Here is a 24,250-nt window from a genome sequence, read left to right as displayed (position 1 = left end):
GGTTCGCCTGTCGCCCTGGGCTTTCGCCTGCCGGTGCAGGCCCGCTGGGCCACTGGAGCGCCGGCGGAGTGGCCGAAGCCGGAGTGCGCGGACCACTAATCTCGCAACTAACCCCTGCCGCATCGCTAGGCGTAGTGGGAAGCCATCGGGCCTTCAGCGCTTGGCGCTCTGGTGGCACCAGCACGGCCGACCCGCCACTGCGCTATCTGCAGGTGAAGCAGACCGCGGCTGCAATCGAACTGGACTGCCCCTCGAGCATCGACAATGGCTCCACCCGGGTGTGGTACGTGCGGCGGCGGCTGGACCTGTGGGGGTACGACGTGCCGCCGCTGCTCGACGACTGGGTTGACCCTTTCTGGGATGCCGAGGCCGGAGCGTGACGTGGCGGGTGGCTCATCGTCGGACGCCGGGCCGGTCAATTGGACGTTGCCCCAGGCAACCGGCGTCTGGGTCAGGACTTCCGGAGGAGGCATCTGCAAAAACGCTGTGAGAGCGTCGGGGGTAGCGCGCTCAATACGGGGCAGCGCGCCATGCAGCTTGGGAGACCTCACCCCCATGACCACCCCCTATGACCCTGCCCAGAACCAGGCCGGCCAGCAGCCGATGCCGCCGACCGCCCAGTTCCCGCAGGTTCCCGCCGGACAGTTCCCGCCGGCACCCGGCCAGTACCCGCCGCCAGCGCCCGGCCAATATCCGCCGCCTCCTGGGCAGTTTCCGCTGCCTCCCGCCGCCAAGAAGCGTCCCTCTTGGCTGCTTCCGGCCCTCATCGGCGTCGGCGTGTTCGTAGTGCTGTGCTGCGGCGGCTCGATGGTGATCGGCCTGGCCAGCGACGACAAGAAGACAAACGGCGCCTCCGCCAGCAAGGAGATCCCCGCCGTCAACCCCAGCACCTCGGCCCCAAGCGCGGCGGCCTCGGCCCCCGTGACGAGTTCCGCGACACCCGCGCCAGCGAAGACCACCGTCGCCCCGACGCCGACAAAGCCCAAGACGTTCGGCATCGGCGACAAGGTCCGCGGCGGCGACTTCGAGTTCACCGTCAACAGCATGAGGTGCGGGATCTCCCAGGTCGGCAGCAGCTACTTCAACCACAAGGCGCAGGGCACCTTCTGCCGGGTCAGCGTGACCGCCAAGAACGTCACCGAGAGCGCCAAGCTGTTCCACGCCGACGGCACCATCACCGCCCAGGACGCCTCCGGCCGGGAGTTCGACGTCGACGGAGAGGCCGCCATCTACGGCAACGACGACGCCAAGGGCTTCCTCGACGAGATCAACCCTGGCAACTCGGTGAAGGCGAACATCTACTTCGACGTACCTAAGGGCACGAAGCTGAAGATCATCACGTTCGACGCCGGCCTGTTCACCTTCGCCGAGGACGCCGTCGTCACACTCTGACCGGCCGAGAGGCCTCGACACCTACCCGGTCATCGACACGCCAGCCCGCGCTACATCCGAACTGTGAAGCGCTGCTTACCCTGCACGCACGTTGGAGCCGACGATGGATAACGAGATTCAGCTGATCAGTGACGGCGATGGCGTGGCCATCATCGGTGAACCGGCGGCGGTCGAACGCTTCCTCGTCTCCGAGGGGCTGCAGTCGAAGGACCTCGGACTACATCGGCTCGGGCCTGCCCTTGGTAAGGCGGCGGGGGTCGCACAGGCAGGTTCCGAGATCGCCGCCAACTCAGGTCGCTGGATGAAGTTGACTGCGGAGTCCGCGAAGGTCATGGACAAGTTCCCGATGGTCACGAACTCGGTCTCCGGCAACGCCCATGCCACTTTGAGGGCGCAGAATGGCCAATTCGTCAAGAACCTCCAGTTCGTGAAGGGATCGCATCATCTGACCAACCCTGCGCTCCTGGCTGGCGCAGCGGGGCTCATGGCGCAGCTCGCGATGCAACAGAGCATGAAGGAGATCACCGACTATCTCGCCACGATCGACGAGAAGGTCGACGATGTGCTCCGCGCCCAGAAGGACGCCGTGTTGGCCCGCATGATCGGCGTGGGCTTCGTCATCGAGGAGTCCATGACCATCCGTGAGCAGCGGGGCCGGGTCGACGAAGTCACGTGGTCGAAGGTGCAGGGCGCGCCGGCGACGATCGCGGAAACCCAGGCGTACGCGTTGCGTCAGCTCGACGCGCTCGCGGAGAAGCTGGAGCGCAAGACTGCGATCGGTGATCTTGCCAAGGCGGCCAGGGAAGCAGAGTCCAAGGGACAGGAGTGGCTCGCTGTCCTGGCTCGCTGCTTCCAGCTGCAGGACGCGATCGCCGTGCTCGAACTCGATCGGGTGCTGGACGCGTCGCCGGGCGAGTTGGACGGGCATCGCCTCGGGCTGAGGGCTGCCCGGCAGAACCGGCTGGAACTCATCTCCCGGTGCACCGAGCGCCTGCTGGCCCGCATGGCTGCGGCCGCGGGTAGGGCCAACGCCAAGGTGCTGCTGAATCCGCTGGACTCCCCCGCTGTGGTGAAGTCGAGCAACCATGTCTCGACCGCCATCGTCGAGTTCCACGGTCGGCTCGGGATCGAGGGCGATCGCCAGTCATCGGAGGCGAGACGATGGACGGAAGCGGCCAAGGAGGCGAGGGACAAGGCGCTCGAGACGGGAGCAGACGGCGTCGGTGCCGCCAGGCGCCTCGGCGACGAGACCCTCGGCCGCGCCAAATGGGCGACGGGCAAGCTCTCCAGCCGGATCGCCGAGCGAGCGCTCCGTCGGCGCGGGAACGACGAGGATCGCGAGGAGCAAGACTGAGTTGCACTGTCAGCCACGTGGGCTCTCCGATGGGCCTGAAGCAGCGGCGGGCTCGGCATTGGTCGACAGACTTCACTTCAGCGGTCCTGGCCATGCCAGCGGGACACCTTCGTCATCAGGTCCTTTCGTTGCTCTGGGTCGGCAGGACTTCACGGCCGAGCGCCGGCAGGACAGAGGCCCATCCTCTACGGTCCTGAGCGCTGCTTGCTGAACCCTGCCCGGTGGCGCCCTCTGGCGCCGATCGCCGGCATGAGCGGGAAGGCAAACGAGAGGTCAGCTCGAGCACCGAGCGGTCACGTGGGCGACCGAGCTCTGGTCTGGCGATAGATTTCACGTGTGACTACGCCTGTCTTCTATGCGCGGCCAGAGCTTGTGGGCAGCACACTCAGCGTTCCGCCTGCGCTGGCCAGCTGGGACAGTGCTGGATCACCCGGGCAGGTTCGCTCCGCCACGTTTGCCGCCGACGTGCTGGCGGCCATCGCCCCGACGCTGCCCGTCACTCCGGATCCGCTCGCCCTGCGCGTGGACATCGGGCTGCCGGACGTCGTGCCCCTGCTCGCGCTCCACGACCTCGACAACTACCTGTTTCCGCTCGTCCCGAAGCTGACCCAGGCCACCGGGCGACAGTTCGCGTCGGTGTGGGCGACCAAGCGGCACGGGGGCAGATCCTCGGTCGCCGTGTGCCAGACGCACACTGTCCAGGATCCGGGCGGGGTGTACTCGCTGCAGGTCCGCACCACTGCGTCAGCCAGTACCACCGCCTACAAGCGGCAAATCCGCGACCAGATCACCGCCGCACAACCACTTCCCGATGGCGGTATCGCTCTCCAGCTTGCGTTCGTGGTCGGGCCACGCCGCGCCTGGCCGAACCTCTGGAAGGCCACGATCGACTCGCTCGGCTCGATCTTGGGGCGTGACGCCGGTGCCCGCGAGTGGAACGCACGCGACGGCCGCATCACAGACCTCGGACTCCACTGCGTCATCGACCCCGCCGTGGGCAACCAGGTCACCATCGCGATCCGAGCCTGCCCAGTCGGCAAGCAAGCAGCCCTCTGACGAGACGCCGAGGCCGCCGCACGACCTGGGCTCGGCACAGCGATCAACGGTCAGGCAGGGCGATGCCGTAACGCCACGGGCGGGCATAGCGGACGGTATGCGCATGAGAGTGAGTCTGATCTTGGCTGGGTTGATGTCGGCCGCAGTTGTCGTATCCGGGCGGCGTTGTTCGTAGCTGGTGTGAGAGGCCCACGAGGGCGCGGCCACGACAAAGGGAGATGCCGAGCGATGCCGCACCCACTGGCCAAGATCCACCGCATGTTCGAGCTCGTCGAGCCGATCGCCACCGTCACCTTCTCCGAGGTGCCGAACGAGGCGTTCCTGGCCGTGGGTATGCGCAACTACTGGGACGGGTACTTCGCGGGCCGGGCCGCCCCGCTGGGCCTGGCGCCGGCCGAGGTGGTGCACGCGGTCTTCTACAACTTCGCCGACGGCGAGGTGGCGCGCCACATCCCGTGGGTCTGGGGGAAGACCACCCCGCAGGAGGCGATCGCTGTGCGTGAGCGGGGCAGCGCGACAGCGCTGCGGCAGAGGATCGGCCAGCTCGCCGACTCGCCCGGTCTGGTGCGGGCCGCCGACCTCGCCACCCGGGCAGCGGTCAGCGCGCCGACCGAGGGCCGCGCGCTGTACGCCGGACTCCGGGCGCTCGACGTGCCCGAGGAGCCGGTGGCCAGGCTCTGGCACGCGGCGACGCTGCTGCGGGAGCACCGCGGGGACGGCCACAACGCCGCCCTCCTCGCCCACGGCATCGGCGGCACCGAGGCCCACGTCCTGCTCGCCCTCTCCCTCGGCATGCGGGCCGAGGAGTTCGGCCGGACCCACCACCTGCCCAAGGCACAGCTCGCCGGTGTCGTCGACGGGATGCGCCGCCGCGGTCTCGTGGACGCCGCGGGCGGGTTCACCGACGCCGGCCGGGAAACCAAGGAGCGGATCGAGGCCCTCACCGACGAACTGGCGGCGCCCGCGTACGACGTGCTCACCGCCGACGAACTCGACGAGCTGATCGCGGGGCTCGAGCCGATCGCCGCCGCGGCACAGGAAGACGACGACTGAGCCGGCGCGTCAGGCGACGGCCACGAGATCAGACGGTTGCTGGGCGTAGGCACTCCCGGCGCTGTCCCGCAGCGAGCGCAATGCGGCAAATCAGTACACCTGACCTTGGGATTGGGTCGTGCCCACGCTGGCGCCGAGCGTGATCCGCTAGCTCGAAGACCATGGAGAAGCGCCGTGCGGGCCGTCGAGGATTTCGAGGGTCAATGGTGCGAAGTCGTTGGTGCTGCCACGGACGGTGAAGCCGGCCGCGGTCAGGATCTCCGTCATGGTCTGGAGCATGGTCTCGACAACCATCTGGTAGTGGCGGAAGACGGGTGCATCGACCTGTTCCGCCATGGCTACTCGCTGGAACATCTCTTGTAGCGTGCGGTCGGTGCGCCACTCAACGCGTACCGGGGCATGGCAGTCCGCAAGTTTGTCGACCCTCACCTCCGCGCCGGACTGTCGTAGATGGGGACTCATGTCGGAGGCCACGATCGGCAGGCCGGCTAAGGCCAGTTCATCACGTACGCGTCCCGCCAGGCTCTCCCGCTGGGCCATAGCTGTGGCGGCGGCCAGTTCAACCACGGTCTCGTTATACAGCGAGCCTGCGTAGGGAGCTTCCTTGGGTCATCCAGGGTCGGGGACGCCGTGTCCTCTGTTCGGCTGCCGCGCACCGAGCGGCGAGAACGAACGCGCGGTTCGCGGCAGATGCGCGCACCTGCCCTTGGCCCGGACCCCGGCGGCAACCGGCTACCCGCTGTGATTCAGTCGCCGGAGAAACCCCAGAAGTAGATTTCACTGGGGTTGCCTTCAGGGTCGTGCAAGACCGCGCACCGACCGAACCAGCTTCGCGAGGCGAGCGGTTTGAGCGCCTCGACGTGCGACCGGGTCAGCTTGGTGACGCCCAGGTGCTCGAGCGCCTCCGCCTCGACGACCGGCTGGACTGTCCCATAGTCGGGCTCCTCGCCGTCGGCCAATACCCGAGACATGTCCAATATCGAGTGCGTACCGGACTCTTGGACGGACTCATCCGCCCATAGCTCCGCCTCCGTCCGCGGCCGATTCGGGAAGTCTGCGGCGGACTTGCCGTACTCATACGGCACTGCCCACCAGTAGTCGCCGGCTTCGAAAACCTGCCGCCGTAGTCCGTCCAACGCGGCTTGGAGATCCGGCTGATATGCGACGTAGTAGTGCCACCCGGACGCGCCCACGGTAACCCCCTTGATCTTGGAGCACGCTAGCCGGAAGGCAGACGTGTGTCCACCCGCCCGCAACGCGCTCAACTCGGCTGACTGTGCGCAACGGCCGAGCAGCCAACGCCCGATCAGCGGCAGATCCGTGCACGCAATCTCGTTGAGTGCCGAGGCAGCGCGCGAGCCGCCGGTGGCGCTCTTATGCGGTCAGCGAGCCTCGGTGTTGAGAGCCGCGATCAGTTCGGCAGCCGGGGTGCTGAATTGGTTACCTTACGTGACGAGCGCTATGCGGCAGATGGGTGCAACGGCTCGCCGGCGCGGCTCGTTGAAGGGCGTGGCAGGATGCCGCCGTGACTGCTCCGATCGCGCCTTGGCCGCGTCCTGCGTTTCGCCCGACTGGTCGCCGCGCCGCCATCACGCTAATCGCCTTCGCCGACGAGGACGTGCTGAAGGCCCGGCCCGATCTCGGGCTTCACGACGCGGTCCCGAAGACCGCCCCCATCGCCGCGCTCGACCTGCGCATCCACCACTACGCGGACAGCCCCAGCTGGATCGACGGCTGGCGCACCGGGGCTCTGCGCAACATCGCCGCCCAGCAACTGGACAACCTTGATCTTCTCGACGCGGCATCCTGTTGCTACTCGATCACCGTCGAGGTCGACGATCCGACCGACCTCACGCATCTGCAACTTGCCTGGGCGGTGGCCACCATGCTCGCCGACGCCGGCAGCTGCGCGACGTTGGATGCCTATGCCTGTAACGGGCTGTCCGGGCCGACCCTGGCATCACTGTCACCCCACCGGCCGTTCACCATCCAGCAGGAGGTGAGTCTGATCGCGGAAACCGAACCCACACCTGGGTTCGGGCACCCGGTACACACCCGCGGCATGATGAAGTTCGGCCAGCCGGACCTGATCACCGGTGTACCCGCCGACCGTCTCCAAGACACCGCACAGATCCTCAACCACCTCGCCCGAATGCTCGCCGAAGGCCACGTCCTCGTCCCCGGCCAGCAGCTCCGCTTCGACGGCCGGAGGACCCTGGCGGTGACGCCCTACGCTCCAGACACCACCACGCCCGACGTGAACCTCAACAACGACGGGCTTCTGCTCGTCGAGCTGTGACACACCTGTTCGGCGAGGCGGGAGGACGACTGTCCGTACTCGGATACCAGGGATTCACGGAGGGCGACGACGCGCGGTCGGCGGCAGAAGAGCGCACTCAATCTTGTTTTCCGGCCGGGCCAGGCTGCTGGTCAGGATGCGCCGAGGGTCTGCTGGCGCATCGGGGAGCGCAGGATCGGCACCCACACCAACGCGAGCGCGGCGCAGGCAACCCAGGTGGCGGCGCGTGGACCGGCGTAGTGACCGACGACTGACGTCATCGCCGCGCCGAGTGTGAGCGCGCCACTGAACATCACGCGCAAGGTGCCGTTGACGCGTCCCAGGAGGCGGGACGGCGTGACGTGCTGGCGGAACGACATCAGGACCACGCTGTCGAAGCCGACCTTGAAAATCACCAGTGCCCACGCGGGCGCGGCGACCAGCCCAGGAACGGGTTGACCGACGAGCGGCAGCACGAGCGAGGCGGGGGCGATGGCCAGCCCGATGGCAAGCACCGAGCGGCCGGCGCCGAGGACCGTCGACAACCGCTGCCCACAGAGCGCCCCGAGCAGGCCACCGACTCCGCCGGCACCGAGGAAGAGGCCCAGTTGGCTCTCCGACCAGTGCAGTTCCTGAACCAGGAGAAGCGGCAGCATCGCGACCGTGCCCGCGGTCGCGAAGTTCACGAGCGCGCCGGCGACGGCGATCGCACGCAAGGTGTGGTTGCGCCGGACGAACGACAGGCCTTCCCGCACCTCGGCCGCGAGCGAGCGTCGTACGACGTCAACCCGGCGCGGCTCCGACCGCTCGATCCGTCGAATCCACAGCGCCGACCACAGGTAGCCCAGTGCCGTCGCGACCAGAACCGCCGCCGCTGTCGACAGGCCAACCAGCCAGCCGGCCAGCGCGGGGCCGCCGATCAGGGCCATCTGGTCCACGATGCCGAGCCTCCCGTTGGCCGCGACCAGGCGTCCCGCGTGCCCATCCCCGACAAGGTCTGGCAGGTGGCTCTGCATCGCGACGTCGAAGAAGACGGTCGCGACGCCGTTGAGGAACACCACCACCCACAGTTGGGTCATGGTCAGAGCGGAAGCTGCGGCAGCGATCGGTACCGAGCCGATCAGCACGAACCGGGTCAGGTCCATGGCGATCATGACTGGGCGACGAGCAACCCGGTCCAGCCACGCGCCCGCCGGCAGGCCGAGCAGCAGGAATGGGACGGTGCCCGCAGTGGCCAGCGCACCCGCCGCGCCCGGACCGGCGCCGAGCGACGTGATCGCGACGAGCGGAACGGCGACCTTGGCGATGTTGAAACCCCATTTCGCGGCTACGGCGGCGATGAGGTAGGAGCGAAGTCACGAGGCAGGGCCGGCGCGGCGTCGTGCCCCCGACGAGAGGCGTGCTGGATCGACATGGCCGAACCTTCGGTGTTGGCCACCCCCGGGTGCCAACGATTCAGACTACGGTGAATCCTCATGAGGTCGGTCTGATGCTGAAGATGTCGTTGTCCCTGGCCGATCTCGCCAGTGTCAGGTTCGCGATCTCCCCCGCCTGGGAGGTCGTGGCGAGCCTGCGCGTACTCCGCGATCCCGGTGCGCACGCCGTGCACCTGCCATGGGTGACCCGACACCGGGCCAGGGTGCTGGCCTCACCCGACCTGCGTCAGCTGCGGGACCTGGTGATCGCACCCGGGCGGCACCTGCCGGGCTTCCTCGCGCCGGCGCCGCACTCACCCGTCGCCGAGCCTGAGGCGGAGTTCGCCGCGGTGCGGGAGACGCCGGCGACGGTCGTACGCGAGGAGCTCGCATCGGTGTATGGCGACCGGCTGCCGGCCTCGCTGTCGGACCTGCGCCGCGCGCCGCGCCGTAACCTGCCGATGATCGTGGGCCAGATGCGGACCTACTGGAGCCTCACACTGGCGCCGTATTGGGGGCGGATACGGGGGATCTTGGAGGCCGACGTGATGTTTCGGGCGCGGCGGCTGGCGGACGACGGCCCGCACCGCATGTTCCCCGAACTGGATCCCGCGGTCTCGTGGTCGGACGACGTCCTGACGGTGGACCGGCCCAACCTGGACCGGGACTACGAACTCGGCGGTCGCGGTCTGGTGCTCGTGCCGTCGCTGTTCGCCTGGCCGAACGTCTTCGTCAAGGCGTCCGAGCCCTGGGCTCCGGTGCTGCGATATCCCACTCGGGGCGTGGGCTCGATGTGGCACACCCCTTCACCCGCGCCCGATCTCGCCCCGGTGATCGGTCAGGCTCGCGCAGCACTGCTGGTCGAGCTGGCGACTGCGTCGACCACGACGTCGCTGGCCCGCCGCACCGGACTGACCCCGAGCGGAGTCTCGGCCCACCTCGCGCGGCTCGTGACCGCCGGCCTGGTCACCCGGCACCGAGCCGGCCGTCTCGTCTTCTACGTGCGCACCCCGCGCGCCGACGCGCTCCTCCGCGAGTGATCCGGCTGACACACGAGCGATGTCGCCCAGACGATCAGTTCAGCCGCGCCCGAAAGTCGGTCAGGTGCCCACGATGCAACCACCCAAGACGCTCGCCGCCATGGTCGAGAATCGGCTCATCGACAGATCCGGTCGTGCCGTCGGACCGCCCGACTCGCGGCAGGTCAGTGCTCCGTGGCGGGACATGAGCCGTCGATCGAGTGGGTCGTTGCTTACGCCGACCCTCGAGGTCCGATATCGGCCGGCTGGTCAGGCTGGCGGATCGTCTCGAAAGAGATGCTCTTTCACACCTCGGCCGCGCCAGCGGGTCGCAACGAGTTCGGGACGAGGGCGGGTCGGCTTGGGCACCCAGCCGTGTTGTCTATTGTCGCGCGCAGGGCTATCCCAGTCGGCGATCAGCGCAAAAGGATCCGTGCGGCGCTCAGGCTCATCGCCACAGGGCTCCCGGACGACCATCGCTGGGTAAAAGCGCGTCTCCTGAGCCACCCTGCAGTCATCCGCCCGGGAGGCGACCAAGGCGCCGCAGCCTGCGCAAGCCACACACGGGTTCCACCCCACCACCGACCAGCAGCCCGTGCGAACAAGGTTGTGGACGAAGCGTGTCCCGCGTACGTCGCCGGGTGAGAGGACGAACGTGCCGACGACCTGATCACGGCCATACGCGGCCTCGTCGATCGCGTAGGTGCCGGGGTCGAGCAGCGGCGGGTTCACGTGATGGCAATCCAGGAGCGACCAGTGCGGCCCCGCCGGCAGCTCGACCAACCGGACTGGGACGCTCAGCGGGTTCCCGCAGCTCGCACACCGAAAGCCCTCCACCGCGGCAGTGTGGCATTTCGGGCCAGGCGAAGGCATCCGACAATTAGAAGCTTCCTCTGCGGTTCTCAGCGCTGCGTTCCAAAACCTTGTCGGTGGCGTCCTCGGGCGAGTGATCGGCGCAGCGAGCGGATATCTGCGCACCGCGCGGGCCGCCCGACACCACGATCACATGGTGGCTGGCCCTACCGCGTCAGTTCTGGCGCCACCTCAGTGAAATATTGGCATCGTCGTCTACCGGACTCGCCACGGCGACGAAGATGCAGCCCGGACCGCTATCAGTCGGCCAAGGCCTCGGCCGCCTGCTGCAGGTGGCGGGCGGCCGCGGTCAGTGCGAGGACGGCCCGGGTCGGCAGAAGGCCCGGGCGTGACCCCTGGCGCAGGAATTCGCGGGCCAGGGCGACGTGCCATTGCCAGTGCCAGTCCGCCCTGCGCGGCTCCAGGTCGTCGAGGCACAGGTACGTGGCGCGCTCGGTGACCAGCTTGTGAATGTAGGCGTCGGTGGGATCGCCGGGTTCGGCCTCGAGGCTTCCGGTGCAGTCGCACAGGCCGGTCGCGAAGCCGGCCTCGGCCGCGAGGCCCGACCACAGCATCGACTCGATACCCGGGCGGCGGACCTGCAGGACCAAGTCGACCAGCAGGCGGGTCGTGTCGGTCGCCCAGTGGTGGAGGCCGTACTGCGAGGCGTCGATCAGCAGGGGATGGGGCTCGCCGACGGACTGCACCAGGACGTTGCCCGAGTGCAGGTCGCCGAAACCGCGGGCGTACAGCACCTGCTCGCCGAGGCGCTTCGACGCGACGCCGGGCAGCGCGCCCGTGTCCACGAAGTCGCGTAGCACGGCGGCCATCGACTCCGCGTCGGCCTGACCGGCGCCGCGGTTGTCGCGCCACACCTGCGCGTAGGTGCCGAGGGCGTCGAGGACGCGGCCGCGCAGCACCGGCGACATCGTGAGCCACTGGCTGACCGGCTGGGGCTTGCGCAGGCCCGGCTGCAGCAATTCTCTGAGGTGGCCGCGGTGCAGTTCGCCGGCCACCTTCGTCGCCTGCTCGGTGGTGGTGCCCGGCTGCTGCAGCCAGTCCTTGAGCGTGACCGCGTCTTTTGCCAACTCGGCGGCGATCGCGCTGTAGCCCGACTGCTCGTGGGACCGCAGTTCGCGGTCGAGCCGGACAAGTACCTGCGAGCGCAGCGCCCGCGCCGCTCGGCTGTTCGCCTCCTTCTCGGCCACGAGGGATGCGCGATCGAGGCCGATCTTAAGGACGAACGACTCTTTGGGCTGGCCCGGTTGTACGCGAACGACCTTGCAGACGTGGGCGCCGGAGCGGCCGGGAGCGAGGTGCTGGACGGTCAGCGAGGTGCGGGTGTCGTCGTCGGTCCCGAGGCACTTGACGATCAGGGTGCGCGCGATCAGCTCGCCGCGCCTCATGGCGTCGCGGTATTCCCCGGGCGGGTCGCCGAGGCTGTGGAGCATGGATTGCACTCCCGCCTCGGGCGCGAAGACGATTCGGAACCCGTCCTCCCGATCCTGCACGCGCATCCGTTCGCGGATCCTGCGGGCGAGGTTTTCGCCATCCCAGCCGTTCCGGTCGCCCTCGAACGCTGGAGACATGGTCAGGTGGTTGTCACGGATAATGGCGTCATCCGCACCGGCCTCCATGGAACGCTTTAGGAAATTCGGGTTCTTTTTCGATTCCCCGGTCACGACGAGGATGTAGCAGTTGTCCATGCGGCGTTTGCGTAACTCCTTCACCACCGGGATGCAGGTCTCGTCGTTGAGGTCGAAGTCGAGGACTGCGAAGTCGAAGTCCACTTTGCGCGCCAACTTGACCGCCTCGGCAGGCGTGCTCGCCTCCTCGTACTCCACCTCCCATTCTCCTAGCTGGGAGAAGCCGTAGTCGAGGATGTCCTGGACCTGCATTATTACGGCGGGCTTGTCGTCGACGACCAGCCCGCGCGCAAGGCTTTTCATGTAGGCATCCTCCATTGATCCAGCTCCACCGTCACCGCATAGGTCCACGGCCGCTCGAACTCGGCCTCGTACAGCGTTCCGCCGAAGCGCTCGAGCCGGTGCCGCAACGTTTCCAGGCCTTTTCCGCTGCCGCCGGACTGCGGCGCGCTGCCGGTATTGCGGACCGTGATCACCAGGCGGTCCTGCCGGTAGTCGAGTTCTACCCGGAATTCCTGCGGCACGTCGGCCACCCGGTGGGTTGTGCGTGCGTTGTGCCGGATATCCAGCAGCACCTGCTGGAGCAGCCGATCGGTACAGAAGACACGGAAGGCTCCGCGTTGCTCGGCCGGCAGCAGCCCGTCGTCGAGTACGTCGCCCCGTTCCCCGAAGAACTCCCGTACCGTCGGCAGCGCGTCCACTGGGCCGCGCGCGACGAATTTGCGCAGTACGGACTTGTCACCGTCGAGCGCGAACCGCAGCCACCACAGGAGGTCGGGGAGCAGGTTCGCGGCCTCTTCCTTGCCGGGGACCATACCGGACTTGATCTTTCTTACGAAGTTGTCGACGCGCACCGTGGTCTCGTCGATGAACCTCGGCCCGTCCTCCGAGAGGGTTCGCTCCCACAGCGGAATCTCCTCCTGGGACAGGTCGCGCACTGCGCTGTGACTGACCAGGATGTCCCGCAGCATCGCCGCGTTCGGCAGGATCACACCGAGCAGGAAGTTTTGGCAGTGGCTCCAGGCCTCCCCGATCGCCTCGTGGTTGCGCGGCAGCCGGCCGGTGGCGATAACGAACTCGACGGTCGACTTCGCAAGCCACATCGGGGTAGAGAAGTCGTGCGCCGCATAGGAGATCTCGTGCTTGATCCGCGACCAGGCCTCCTGCTTGCCGGCTGGCGGCGCGTACAGCGGCCGCCGCGTGTGCGAAAGCAGGTAGCGGACTAGCGGCACGCTGACGTAGCTGGACCGGATGCCGGGCGCCTCGTTCTTGTCGCGGAGGTCGTCAAGGAGGCGCCCCAGGGCGTCCGTGAGCTGCCGCGCCACGCGCAACCGGGGAAGCGGTGCGCCGGTGCGCGGCGCGGCCATCAGCTGCAGGACCTCCAGCATGACCTGCGGGACGACGAGCCCCTCGTCACGGTTGGTGCGCAGGATCCAGACCAGTTCGGCGGAGAACCGCTCGGGTGCGGCCCGGGCGAGCAGGATGACCGCTTGCACCCGCAGGCGCGCCTCGATCAGCAGCGCGGCCTCGCCCACGAGCATCGCCGCCGCCATGTCCACGATCAGGGCACGGCAGCGGGGAAACGACAGCGGCGCCGAGGACAGCCACTGCGGCTCAGCTACCAAAAGCCGGATCAGCGCGTCGCGGTACTCCCGGTTGCCGGCCGCCTCTTCGAGCCGCTCCACCACTCGGGCGCGGCGCCTGGTGTTGACGTCAGCGTCGCGCAGGCGCAGCCGCCAGCTCAGATAGGCTACGCATTCGCGCTGGGTGACGTCGGCGCCGAACAGGTCGGCTGCCTGCTCCTCGAACAGCTGCTGCTTGGTGCGGGTCTCCAGCAGGTTCAGCAGCCACTCCCGGTGGTTGGCGAGCAACTCGGGCACGGGCGCGTAGAGCGTCAGCTCCGCGTACCGGCGGCGCAGCGCGCAGATGCCGCAGTGGCCGCTGCGCAGGTTGCTCATGGCGGTCCGGGCCAGGTAGTAAATCCTCACCGCGGCCCGTTCCTGAGGCGAGGACTCCTCCGAGCGGCGGACCCTGGCGATGCGCTGCAGGTTCACCGCGTCGCTGTCGCTGAGCCCATTGACCAGTAGGACCACGGTGATCGTGACGGCGCCCTTGTCAGCCGCCAGCCCGACCAGCTGCTGCACCGTCCGGCCGCTGCTGGCACCCGAGTCGAGGATGAGCGCGTGCTCTACCGTCGGCAGCGCCGCCGATCCGGGCAGCTGCCAGTTCGCGGTGTGTGCCGCCCGGGGCACCGAGACCGCCTCCGCCCGCATGGCCGCCGGCAGCGCCTGCTTCATCTGGTCAGCGGTGACGGTCAGATCGTCCGCCGTGCCTTCGGGAAATAGGATTGTCACCCTGGCCGACGCCTCACCGAAGGCCTCACGGTGGCGCCGTCTGACCTCGCTGACCAGGCGGCCGAACACCGCCTCGGTCCAGTCTCGCTCGCGGAACAACAGCGTCGGGTCGACGTAGGCGGTGTAGTGCCGGTCGGCCGGGCGCTCGATGTGCCCGAGCCTGGCCGCGGCGTTCCGCTGCATCGTCTCGACGTACAGTTCTTGGTCGATTTCGGGCACCGGGAGCGGCTGGCTGCCGTGCTCGGGGCTGCGCAGGACGGGGTCGATCGGCTGCGCCGGGCCATCGTCGTCCGCGGGGAGGCCGAGGTCCACCACGGCGAGCGACGCCAGCGGCAGGTCGACGCCGGGTTCGCCGGGCGCCCGCGCGTCGACGATGGTCGCGACAGCGACCGGATCCATGCCCAGGTCGAGCACCTCGGCCACGACGCCGGCTACCGAGTTGCCGCTGGAGACCACGTCGGTGACGAGTAGCACCCGCGGCCGCTCGTCGGTGTGGGGGACGTCGCGCAGGAAGTCGTAGTAGGCGCCTTGCGTGGTCACTGTGCGGGCCACGGCGGCGGCGACCTCCGCCGGCGTGTGGGGGAGCCGCAGCACGACCAGCGGCACATCCTCGGCGGACGGCGGCAGGCACTCCTCGGCTCGGGCGGCGAGGGTGACGCCGGCGAGCGCCCGCAGCTCCAGCTCGGACAGCACGCCGTCGAGGTTGAACCAGCGGCTGGTCCGGCGCAGGCTGGGCGTCAGGAACCGCCCGCGGCGCACGTTCCCGCCGTCCGCCGTGCCCTCGCCGGTGTTCTCGGGCGCGTCCCGGATCACAGCGGCGATCCGATCGCCGACCCAGGTCGCCATGGCCCGCACAGCGCTTCGAGGTGACGCCCGCAGCCGGACCCGCTCGCCGTCGGCCACGACCAGCGCCGTGTGCCGGGCTAGGCCGTCCACGGCGGACATCTCGTCGGCCGTGAGCTCCGTCAGCGGCAGCGGCTCGCCTGCCGTGGAGATCCGGCTCAGCACGTGTCGCTGCGCCGGCGTGCCGCCCGCCCAGTAATGCCGGTTGCCCGGTGCCAGCACGAGGACGGGCGGGGGGACCTCCTCACCGGCGGCGACGCGGTCGTCGTACTCGGCGTTGACGTATTCCATCGCCACCGCCATGAGTGGGCGGTTGACGCTTGGGAAGGCAAGGATGGCGGCCCGGTCGCCGCGGAAGCCCGCCACGATGTCGATTACCTGGAAGGCGGCGCGGCCGATCTCGACGTCGTGGGCGCCGTGACCCTCGTCCGGCGCGTTCACCGCCACGACGAGATGTCGGTTGTTCGCCAGGTTGCTGCGGATGTCGTCACGGCCCTTCTCGTTCAGCCCTAGGGGCGAGTAGAGCGTGACTGCCAGGCAGCTGGTCGCCGCCGGCTCGCCGTCCGGGTCCGCCGTCGGCGTCCGCAACTCGCCAGCCTCGGCTCGCGCTGAGTCGCCGGGGTCGGCGAGGATGTCGCACTCGATGAGGGTGCCGGGCACAATCGCGGGCGCCCGGCCGGCGATTTTCTCGGTTTCGCCCCGGTAGACGTGGCCGCTCGCCTGCCCCTGGCTGCTCACCAGCAGGGCGCCCTGGAAGGCGCGGGCCACCCGGGCGACCTTCCACATCCCGCGGGCCGCGTCCTGGGCTCCGGTACGCGTGTCGGCCACGCTCACGCCCCCCTCGATGCCTCGGCCGGTGTCCGCCACTACTAGCCGGATCATCGGGCTGCGCGTCGCCGCGGCGTGCTGGGCGAAGCCTTCCAGCGAGGGGTCGAAGTCGGTCGCCCGCTGCCCGTAGGTCTCGGGGTCGACGATCACCCCGCCGATTAGCACCTCGCTCGCCCCGGAGTGCCGTTCGGCGTTCTCGAGCAGCTCGAGCAGGATGCCGCGGGTCACTGCGGCGGCTGTCTCGCGCCGCAGGCCCAGCTCGCGGAGCGTCCGTTCCGCGGCGGTCGGCCGGGTGACCAGCGTGACGTCGCGCAGGCTCTCGCTCGGCAGCCACTGGTACCTCATAATGCGTCGGTAGCGGTGCGGCCGCTCGGACGTCGGCGGAGCGATGAGCACGTCGCCGTCCGCGTCGGTCGACGTGGCGCCGCCGCCCGCGACCACCTGCTCGTCCAAGTGCTCGCCCAGCGCCTCGACGACGCCCGCCTGTTCCAAGTAGAGGCGGCAGTTGTGCCGCTTCACGATGCGCTGCGCCGCGAGTGGATCGGCCGGTGTGCCGCTGGGCAGCGCGTCGGCGCTGGGCAGACGCACCTTGCAGTCGGCGCCTGCGGCCGCGGCGGCCCGGACGAAGACCAGCAGGTGGCCGAGGGCGACGAAGTCGGCGAAGCCCAGGTCGCTGAGGTCGATCAGCAGACGTCTGCCTCGCAGCGGGCCGGGTCCCAGGCGGGCCAGCGCCGCAGCCCACGTCGTCGCGTTGAGGCGGCTGCCGATTCTCAGATCCGTCATGGTGGGTGCCGTTCTGTCCAGGGCTGGATCGGCGATCGACTTCGAAGCTACCCACAGCGACTCACTGATCACCATCAGGCAAACGCGTATTGATTTCGCACTGGCAGACGTGATCCGATCCGACTGTGCCGAAAGCAGGCCGGAGTGGAGGCGCACGGACGTGACGGTCCCCAGCTACGACGGAGTGCTCGCGGAGTTCAGCGCGCTCCGGACCGAGATCGACTCGCGATCCAAGTATCAGCAGCAGATTCTGTCGTTGCAGCTGACCCTCACGAGCGCCCTTTTCGGACTCGGCCTGGCCAAGCCGGTGCCGCTGGGCATCTTGCTGGTCATCCCGCTAACGTCTTACCTGCTCTGCGCGCGCTACATTGGACAGCGCTCTGCCATCCGCTGGGCGTCGCGGTACATATCCGAGCAGCTCAGCCCGCGAGTGCCGGGCGGCCTCGGCTGGTCGGCGTGGGTGGCGCGGAACCGCCGACCCGACCGCCTTTTCGACTGGTACGCGCCAATGCTCATCTGCTTCCCCGGGGCGAGCCTGCTCGCGCTCGGCTGGACCCTGCGCCTCGTCTTCGTACCAGGTCATCGCTCTGGCTGGGCCACCACGGGTCTGGTCATTGTCTGGCTGGCCGGGCTCTTCGCCGCGGCGGGATGCGGCTATCTCGTCAGCCGCGTCTTCCGCGACCGATCACCGGCGGCACCCTCGAACCCATGATGCGAAGCGCTGGGCGGAAGGTTCAGCCGCCCCGGCGAGCGACCGCTTTTGCGCGAACGCTTGTGGTGGTTAAATAGCCGCGTCCGCCTGCCTGGAGATCCGGTCCGCCTGTCCCGTCAGCCCGCTGGCCGCCCCAGTATTGGCTGCGACCCGAATGGGAGCTGCCGGGTCAGCCGTTGCCAGACCCGGTGCCTGGTAGCCGCAGGCGCGGTGAATACTCCCCAACCTGGACCTGTGTCGAGTCCTGGCTGGACCTCTCACACAGAATCTGCCGACGCGCTGAACCGCACCCAGCAGGCAGATCGTTTCGCCGGCCGACTGCCCTTCCAACAATTCGTTACGCGGTGGCAAGCACGCTCGTCGAGCAGACCGGCATGAGGTACGGAGCCTTCCGATCGCCATTCCGGGCGCAATCCACTCAGATTGGCTAAAAGCGGATGCGGGGTGCCGTCGACGCGCATCGCCGGTGATGGCACCTTCAGACCGCTGGCGGTTGGGCACCGTACTTGCCTCCGCTCATCGCCGTCGGTCCGCTGGAGGCTGTGCGCGTTGATTGGGGCGCAAGGCGAAGTTCGCGGTGACTCGTGCGGAGGCAGGTGGCCGCGAGGGCGGTCAGCGAAGTGCCCGTTGACGCGTACTGGCGCCGTCGCGTGCCGGTGAGGGCCAGTGGCGGCGGACGGTGCGTTCGGACCTGCCGATTCGGGCGGCGATTTCGGCCGGGTGCAGGGTGGGGTCGCGTCGCCGCCAGTAGGCGACCGCTGGGGCGGTCTCGGCCGGCACGTCGTCTGGGTTGGTGTCCGGGGCAGCGTGCGCCAGCTTGGTCCTGCTCGCGCCGTTGTTGTCTGTAGGTCCTGCCCGCGAGGCCTCGGATCGCCGTGTCGGCGGTGTGTCTTGGACAGGGCCGTGGTGCATGTCGCCGCGCCGTACCCGAGTGCGCGTCGAGCGGATGACGGTGGTGGCTGGTGACTGTTCGGCTCGGGGTAAAGCTGTTGGCGGTGTGACCATGGCCGTCTCGAGCGTCGCGGCGCGGATCCGTGCGGTGATCTCGACGAGGCTGACGCTGGCGACGATGACGAGCCCGTCGACGGAGATGGGCAACAGGTAGGCGGCACCGTGTTCGGTCTCCCCGTAGCGGGCGGCGACGCCGACGAGGTGCCAGTAGCTCACCCAGGTGGCGATGGCGGCGATGACAGCGGTCGCGGCGAGGCGGATGGCGCGGAGCAGGCGGCGGTGGTGGGGGGCCCGGGAGATCAGTTCGACAGTGAGCAGCAGCGCCAAGGGTGGCCACGCGGCGATGAGCTGGCTGATCGGGTTCGGGCGGGCATGCAGCACGTTCGCGGCCACTGACGCGACGACGCCAAGGGCGAGGCTTGCCCGTACCGCCCACCTCAGTCGCTGCAACTGGTCAGTGACGTCACCAATCAGCCCGTCCGGTGAGTTGTCGCTACTGGGGGTGAGCATGATGTTCGTGGTCATTCGGCGCCTCCCCCCGCGTTGGGCAGACGGCGGTTGCCGGAGGCACTGCCGTGGCGGCGCAGGTCGGCGATGAGTCGATCGGCGAGGGCGAGGGTGTCCTCGCTGGGTTCGGCGTCGATGTCGTTGAGCCGGCGTGCCAGGGTTCGGCGCAGCATGCGGATGCCCTCGACATCGCCGAGGTCTGCGCGGGCTCCCATCGCCGCCTGGTACACGGCTTCGTGGTGCGGGTTGTGGGTGATGGCGGTGTCGAGGACGGCCAGTTGTTGCGCGGGTCGTCCTGCGAGGGTGTCCGCGAGGGCAAGGTGCGCGTCGAGGGCTTCCTGGCGTATTGCCTCCCGGTGGGGCTCGATCCATTCGTAGTCGCAGCCGTCGGCGAGGGGGCCGGTGTAGGCGTCTACTGCTCGCCGTAGCGCGGCGGCGCGGGTGTGGGGGTCGGTGGCCTGTGCGGCGTCGCGGATGGCGGTGCGCATGCGCCACAGGTCGATGTCGAGCAGGTTTCGGTTGAGGACGTAGCGGTGGTCGGGGTGGGTGACGTGTCCTGCGGATCGGCCGGCGTGGCGTAGGACGGCGCGCAGTCCGGAGACGTAGGTGTAGAGCCGGCCGGCGGCTTTGCTGGTTGGGGCGTCGGGCAGCAGGTCGTCGAGGATCGCCTCGCTGGAGGCGGCGCCGTCGTGCACCGCCAGGTACACCAGCAGCTCGACGGATTTGGCGCGTGGTGTGCGGTGCGGGTCTGCGTCGACGACGGCGGGTGCGCCCAGCACCTGGACCCGCACTCGCTTGCCGTCCTCGGGGTCGCTGCGCCTGTCGCTGGTTGCCTGATCTGGCGCCTGCGAATGTTCAGGGAGCCTGGATGCTGGGACGGCGGGGCTGTCCTGGTGCCCGTCTCCTGGCACGGCAGCGGTGCTGCGGGGTTTGTCGGCTTGGGTTTCGCCGTCGGCAGTCGAGTCGGTGATGGCCCCTTCGGGGTGGGTGGTGGCGGGAGAGGGCGGAGTCTCGGCTGCGGGCGAGTGGGCAGCGTCGGCGGGCATAACGGATAGGTGTTCGGCGGGCGCGGGGACCTGTGGCAGCCCGGTGTGTGACTCCGCGAGGGTGGTGAGCAGGTCAAGGGCCTCGGCCGGGTTGAGAACGGTGAGGCGGTCAATCTCGTCAGGGTGGGTGGTGTGCAGGGCGTCGTGGTCGCCGGAGGTGGTGGTGCCGTCGGTGACGACGGTGATGGTGTCGCCGGTGGGCCAGTGTCCGAGGAGTACGCCGTGGATGCTCAGGCGTGGGCCCTGGGTGAGCAGGGCGGCGATCCGGGCCTGCTCGCCGTTGGGGTCGGCCAGCAGCATGACTGGTGGGACCGGTTCCTCGTAGGGGTCGGCGGCGCGCAGCTCGTCGATGGTGCCGACGTCGTGTTGCTGGAGCAGCCGGGTGCGGTGCATCGTCTGCGCTTCGAGGATCCGCAGGGCCTCGTCCAGGTCGGAGGTGACGGTCAGCCGTGGCGTACGGGGCAGGTTTGCTGTGGTGGTGCCGAGCAGCGTCGCCGCGGTCGCCGATGGCACGACCACTTCGGTGCGGGCGTCAGGATGTTCGGCGCCGCCGGCGGCGAGGGCGGCGGTGAGGAGTCCGCGGGCGGCGGCGTGGGCGCCGGGCCCGGTGAGGCCCAATCCGGCCGAACGCTGCGGCGGCGACAGCAGGGCGTGCAGTGTCGGCACGACCGACATCGGGCCTTCATCTTCAGCCTGGTCAACGGCAGTGTGCGCGTCGTCGCGGTCCGATGTCCGGTCGTGCCGTTCACCGCTGGCGGTGTGCCGGTCCGGGTAGGGGCTGTCGGCGCGGCGGTGTGCCGGATCGCCCAGGTGTGAGTAGCGGGCGGTGGCGCGACGCAGCCCGCGACGGATCTGGGCGACCACCGGCGGCATGGGGGTCAGGGTGTCGTCGAGGCGAGGGCGGGTCGAGGGTGTGCGGGGGACGTAGCGGCGTCGGCGGTGGGCCCAGACCAGCGCGACGGCGGCGACGATGGCGCCGGCCAGGCCGAGGTCGACCCAGCTGCCGGTGGGAAGCGACACGCCTGGGGAAGCCTTCTCGGCCGGGCGGCTGGTGTCTGCCCTTGGGCTGATCGCGCTGCCTGTTGAGCTGGCTTGGGCGGCGTTTCCGTGGGGGTTCGTGGTGGCGGCGGGTTGCGGGGCGGCTGGGTATTCGGTGTGCGCTGGCGCCGGACGTGACGGTCGCGGGTCGGAGTCCGGCGCCGCATGCTCGTCGGGATTGCCGCCCTTCGATGGTGCTGTGTTAGCAGGCGGGTGTGCCGTGGGGGGGTGGGTCGGCGTCTGCCGGCAGGTCGAGGGTCCAGCCGGGGTAGATGATGTTCGGGTCGCGCAGCGTGCCGCCGACATGGGGGAAGCGGGTGCCGCGGTTGAGGGCGAAGATTTCCGGCCAGCGGTCGGCGTCGCCGAGGGTGCGTGCTGCGATCCGGCAGAGGCTGTCTCCGCGCCGCACGGTGTAGGTGGGTGTCTGCGCGGCTGGTCGCGGATCCGGGCTGGCGTGGTGGTGAGACGTGGACGTGGTGGTGGTCGGTTCGGCGGCGGGCATTGCGCTGTTGCTCGTGTCGGTGGCGGGGTTGGCGTGTGCGGTGGCCCCGGTGGCGGTGGTGACGGCGGTGGCGCCGAGCAGCGCCGCGGTGAGGCCCTGGAGCGGGCCGGGAAGGCGGAGGGTCGTCGTCCAGCGCAGCCGGCGTGCCAGCGCGGCGTAGGCGTGGGTGAGGATGGCGGTGGCCAGGAGCAGCCACAGCGCCACTGCTGCGGCTTCGGCGAGGACGATGACGAAGCCGGTGCTCATCGGTTGGGCGATCCACTGCCGAGCGGTGGCCGGTGAAGGTAGCTGCGGGGTCCACGTGCCGGTGGCGGCAAGGATCGCCGGCACGGCTGTTGTGGACAGGACGACGGTGGTGGTGGCTGCTGCGCGTGCTGTTCGGAACGTCACCTGGCCCTCCCCTCGTGGCCCGCGCTGGCAGGCGAGGGTGCTGCCGGTGCGCGGGGTTGGACGGTGCCGTGACGCTATGGCCGATGTGGCGGTGATGGGCGGTGATGCCGGCTGACAGAACCTGACACGACCTCACACGACCTCACACCCGCAGGTCAGCGCCGCCCCGCAACAGCTCCTGACACCTGGCTGCACGGGGCAGATCAATGCGGCTGATGGGGTGAGCGGCTGGGTCAGCGCGAGGTGGGCGCGGGTTGGTCGCTGGCGGCGATGCCTACGAGTTGTAGGCGCCTCTGGTAGCCGTCCATGAGCCGGGCAGCGGCGTCGGCGTCGCCCAGCGCGTTCAGCTGGTCGGCGGCGAGTTGGTGCAGCGTCTGGTTGTAGGGGTCGACGCGGATGGCGTCCTGCAGGATCCGCAGCCGGTGGTGTGGATCGGTTTGGGCCGCTGCGGCGCTGGCGTAGGCGTCGAGGACGAGCCGGCGGGTGGCCTCGCGGGGCGGGTCGATCCAGGCCCAGGTGTGACCGGCGGCGAGGTCACCGGTGTAGGTGTCGATCACCATTTGCCAGGCGGGTGCGTGGTCGCTCAGGGCGGTGGCGGCGTTGCGGGCGGCGGCGTGCAGCCGCCACAGATCGACGTCGACTCGATCGGGGTCCAGGTGGTAGCGGTCCTCGATGTGTCGGAGGACGCTGACGCCGGCGGCGGTGCGGATGGCGGCCCGTAGGTCGCTGAGGGTGGTGTAGAGGCGTCCGGTGACGGTGTGGGCGGGCAACCCGGGCCAGATCGCCTGGACCAGGTCTGTGGTGGTGGCTCCCTCGGGGTGCACGGCGAGGAGCACCAGCACTTGCAGGGCGGCGCTGCGGCGGATCGTGACGGGCTCACCGCCAGCGAGGAGTGCGGGCCGGCCGAGCACCCGCACCTGAAGATGGGGGTTCGTGACCGCTGGAATGTCGGGCGCGGCCGCCCGACGGTCAGCGCCTGCTTGGCGGGGAATTCGGGCGTGGCCGGTCTCGGCTGGCTGCCGCTGCGGCGGAGCCGGTTCGGTGACGGGGTGCTCCCGTTCACCGGCGGGGTGGGCGATGACGGCGAGCAGATCCGTCGCGGCGGTGCAGTCGAGGACGCAGAGCCGGGGTCCCGCCCGCCCGGTGTCCTCGTCGCGGGTGTGGCCGTGGCCGTCGATGCTCCAGGTGGTCCCGGGCGGTCCAGCGCCAAGCATCACGACGGTCGCGCCCGCGTGGTGCAAGGTCGCGAGTTGGGCGGCCGTCGGAGCGTTCGGCGGGTCGGTGAGCAGCAGTAGGTCCGGGTGGCCGGCTCCCCCACCGCGCGGTGGAGGTGCGTTGATGAGGGAGGAGATCAGCGTGGCCGCCTGGTCGACGGTGTTGACGACGCGCAGGCCGGGGATCTCTGTGTCCGTGGAGATGTCGGGCAGGAGGGTGGTGAGGGCGGTGTGGGTGATGAGCAGGCGGGTCGTGTCTTGTGGGTCTCGCATGGCGGCGAGGAGTCGGGTAAGGAGGATGCCGCGGGCGGCGTCAGCGGCACCGTCTCCGGTGAGGGCGACGCAGGGCGTCGGCAGGGCCGGCAGTGCCGCGGTTGCGGGTGTGGCGGGCGGCTGCTGGGTGTCTGCGTCGGTGAGGGCTGTGCGGACGGCGGTGACGGTGTTCGGTAGCGGCGCCAGGTCCGAGTCGTCGGTTGAGGGTTGCCCGGGTTGGTAGGCGCGGCGGCGGCGTAGCCACACCAGGGCTGCCGCGGCGGCGACCTGTTGGGCGGTGGTGTCGGGTAGCCATCCCCCGGGCACGGTGACCCCATCGCCGGTCTGCGTGTCGGCTGCGCCGTCGTGCGGGTGGAGGGTGCCGGTGGAGGCTGAGACCGGCGGGGGTGGTGTGTCCACGGTGGGGATGTGGGCGGTGTTGAGGGCGGCGGCGCCGGCCACGGTTGTGGCCGCGGCCTGCCAGGGGGTGGGTAGCGGTAGGCGGCGCAGCCATCGGGCGCGGGCGCGTGCCCGGCGGGCAGCGGTGACCGCGACGGTGCAGGCCAGGCCCAGCCACACCAGCCAGGCCAGGGTGGTAAGCGCGGCGGTGAGGGTGTGCTGGTTCAGCGGATCGGCGATCCAGCTCCGCATCTGCGCCCCGGTGGGCCACCCGGGCAGCGGCGGCCCGGCGAGTGTGGTCAACAGCCACGGCGGTACGACCAGCATGGTCAAGACGAAGGCGGCTGACACTACCCGCCGTGGCCA

18 protein-coding genes are annotated in these 24,250 nt (G+C 69.6%); 8 read left to right on the top strand and 10 right to left on the bottom strand.

The window, feature by feature from the left end:
* The first annotated feature begins 212 nt into the window (after positions 1-212).
* From GA0070214_RS31795 to GA0070214_RS11055, 5 genes are all read left to right on the top strand, one after another.
* The gene (locus GA0070214_RS31795) at positions 213-380 is read left to right on the top strand and encodes a hypothetical protein (RefSeq protein WP_167364244.1); all 168 of its coding nucleotides are present in this window, start codon (positions 213-215) and stop codon (positions 378-380) included.
* Between the two features lie 175 nt (positions 381-555).
* The gene (locus GA0070214_RS11070) at positions 556-1,392 is read left to right on the top strand and encodes a DUF4352 domain-containing protein (protein WP_091261872.1); all 837 of its coding nucleotides are present in this window, start codon (positions 556-558) and stop codon (positions 1,390-1,392) included.
* 103 nt (positions 1,393-1,495) lie between these two features.
* A complete protein-coding gene (locus GA0070214_RS11065; RefSeq protein ID WP_091261871.1) occupies positions 1,496-2,746 on the top strand; it encodes a hypothetical protein in 1,251 nt (416 codons plus the stop codon).
* Between the two features lie 336 nt (positions 2,747-3,082).
* A complete protein-coding gene (locus GA0070214_RS11060; RefSeq protein ID WP_244167660.1) occupies positions 3,083-3,802 on the top strand; it encodes a hypothetical protein in 720 nt (239 codons plus the stop codon).
* 228 nt (positions 3,803-4,030) lie between these two features.
* Complete coding sequence (locus GA0070214_RS11055) at positions 4,031-4,855, top strand: MarR family winged helix-turn-helix transcriptional regulator (RefSeq protein WP_091261870.1); 825 nt, start codon at positions 4,031-4,033, stop codon at positions 4,853-4,855.
* A gap of 147 nt (positions 4,856-5,002) precedes the next feature.
* Here GA0070214_RS11055 and GA0070214_RS11050 read toward each other — a convergent pair whose 3' ends face one another.
* Together GA0070214_RS11050 and GA0070214_RS11045 are read right to left on the bottom strand one after the other, a co-directional pair.
* Positions 5,003-5,422 (bottom strand): hypothetical protein, encoded by a 420-nt coding sequence (locus GA0070214_RS11050; RefSeq protein ID WP_139141819.1) that lies wholly within the window; start codon positions 5,420-5,422, stop codon positions 5,003-5,005.
* Positions 5,423-5,601: 179 nt separating this feature from the next.
* On the bottom strand, positions 5,602-6,048 hold the full coding sequence (locus tag GA0070214_RS11045; protein WP_091261868.1) for a hypothetical protein: 447 nt from the start codon (positions 6,046-6,048) through the stop codon (positions 5,602-5,604).
* A 332-nt stretch (positions 6,049-6,380) separates the two neighbouring features.
* Between GA0070214_RS11045 and GA0070214_RS11040 the strand changes: the two genes are divergently transcribed.
* The gene (locus tag GA0070214_RS11040) at positions 6,381-7,154 is read left to right on the top strand and encodes a hypothetical protein (RefSeq protein WP_091261867.1); all 774 of its coding nucleotides are present in this window, start codon (positions 6,381-6,383) and stop codon (positions 7,152-7,154) included.
* Between the two features lie 131 nt (positions 7,155-7,285).
* On the opposite strand, the gene GA0070214_RS11035 is transcribed toward GA0070214_RS11040, so the two are convergent.
* Entirely contained in the window at positions 7,286-8,473 is a 1,188-nt protein-coding gene (locus GA0070214_RS11035) for an MFS transporter (protein ID WP_091261866.1), read from the bottom strand.
* 59 nt (positions 8,474-8,532) lie between these two features.
* Between GA0070214_RS11035 and GA0070214_RS11030 the strand changes: the two genes are divergently transcribed.
* The gene (locus tag GA0070214_RS11030) at positions 8,533-9,588 is read left to right on the top strand and encodes an ArsR/SmtB family transcription factor (RefSeq protein WP_208602712.1); all 1,056 of its coding nucleotides are present in this window, start codon (positions 8,533-8,535) and stop codon (positions 9,586-9,588) included.
* A gap of 249 nt (positions 9,589-9,837) precedes the next feature.
* On the opposite strand, the gene GA0070214_RS11025 is transcribed toward GA0070214_RS11030, so the two are convergent.
* The 3 genes from GA0070214_RS11025 to GA0070214_RS31790 all read right to left on the bottom strand — a co-directional run bounded on the left by GA0070214_RS11025 (position 9,838) and on the right by GA0070214_RS31790 (position 16,948).
* Positions 9,838-10,350: a hypothetical protein gene (locus GA0070214_RS11025; protein WP_244167659.1), complete on the bottom strand. Its 513-nt coding sequence runs from the start codon at positions 10,348-10,350 to the stop codon at positions 9,838-9,840.
* A gap of 329 nt (positions 10,351-10,679) precedes the next feature.
* Complete coding sequence (locus GA0070214_RS11020; protein ID WP_091261863.1) at positions 10,680-12,383, bottom strand: response regulator; 1,704 nt, start codon at positions 12,381-12,383, stop codon at positions 10,680-10,682.
* On the bottom strand, positions 12,365-16,948 hold the full coding sequence (locus GA0070214_RS31790) for a hypothetical protein (protein ID WP_167364243.1): 4,584 nt from the start codon (positions 16,946-16,948) through the stop codon (positions 12,365-12,367). Before GA0070214_RS31790 ends, GA0070214_RS11020 begins: the two co-directional genes overlap by 19 nt.
* A gap of 85 nt (positions 16,949-17,033) precedes the next feature.
* Between GA0070214_RS31790 and GA0070214_RS11010 the strand changes: the two genes are divergently transcribed.
* Positions 17,034-17,585, top strand: coding sequence for a hypothetical protein (locus GA0070214_RS11010; RefSeq protein ID WP_139141818.1), 552 nt, complete (start codon positions 17,034-17,036; stop codon positions 17,583-17,585).
* A gap of 612 nt (positions 17,586-18,197) precedes the next feature.
* Here GA0070214_RS11010 and GA0070214_RS11005 read toward each other — a convergent pair.
* The 4 genes from GA0070214_RS11005 to GA0070214_RS10990 all read right to left on the bottom strand — a co-directional run bounded on the left by GA0070214_RS11005 (position 18,198) and on the right by GA0070214_RS10990 (position 24,211).
* Positions 18,198-19,061, bottom strand: coding sequence for a DUF2637 domain-containing protein (locus GA0070214_RS11005; RefSeq protein WP_091261860.1), 864 nt, complete (start codon positions 19,059-19,061; stop codon positions 18,198-18,200).
* Positions 19,058-21,109 carry an AfsR/SARP family transcriptional regulator gene (locus tag GA0070214_RS32760; RefSeq protein ID WP_139141817.1) on the bottom strand — a complete coding sequence of 684 codons (2,052 nt, stop codon included), beginning with the start codon at positions 21,107-21,109 and terminating at the stop codon, positions 19,058-19,060. The genes GA0070214_RS11005 and GA0070214_RS32760 overlap by 4 nt, the downstream gene beginning before the upstream one ends.
* Before the next feature lie 220 nt (positions 21,110-21,329).
* Complete coding sequence (locus tag GA0070214_RS10995; protein ID WP_139141816.1) at positions 21,330-22,019, bottom strand: LysM peptidoglycan-binding domain-containing protein; 690 nt, start codon at positions 22,017-22,019, stop codon at positions 21,330-21,332.
* Positions 22,020-22,252: 233 nt separating this feature from the next.
* A complete protein-coding gene (locus GA0070214_RS10990; protein ID WP_139141815.1) occupies positions 22,253-24,211 on the bottom strand; it encodes an AfsR/SARP family transcriptional regulator in 1,959 nt (652 codons plus the stop codon).
* Between the last annotated feature and the right edge of the window lie 39 nt (positions 24,212-24,250).

It is taken from the genome of Micromonospora chaiyaphumensis (assembly GCF_900091435.1).
Classification (GTDB): domain Bacteria; phylum Actinomycetota; class Actinomycetes; order Mycobacteriales; family Micromonosporaceae; genus Micromonospora; species Micromonospora chaiyaphumensis.
The sequence above is the reverse complement of the archived record's forward strand: the minus strand, read 5'-3'. Positions and strand labels throughout refer to the sequence as shown.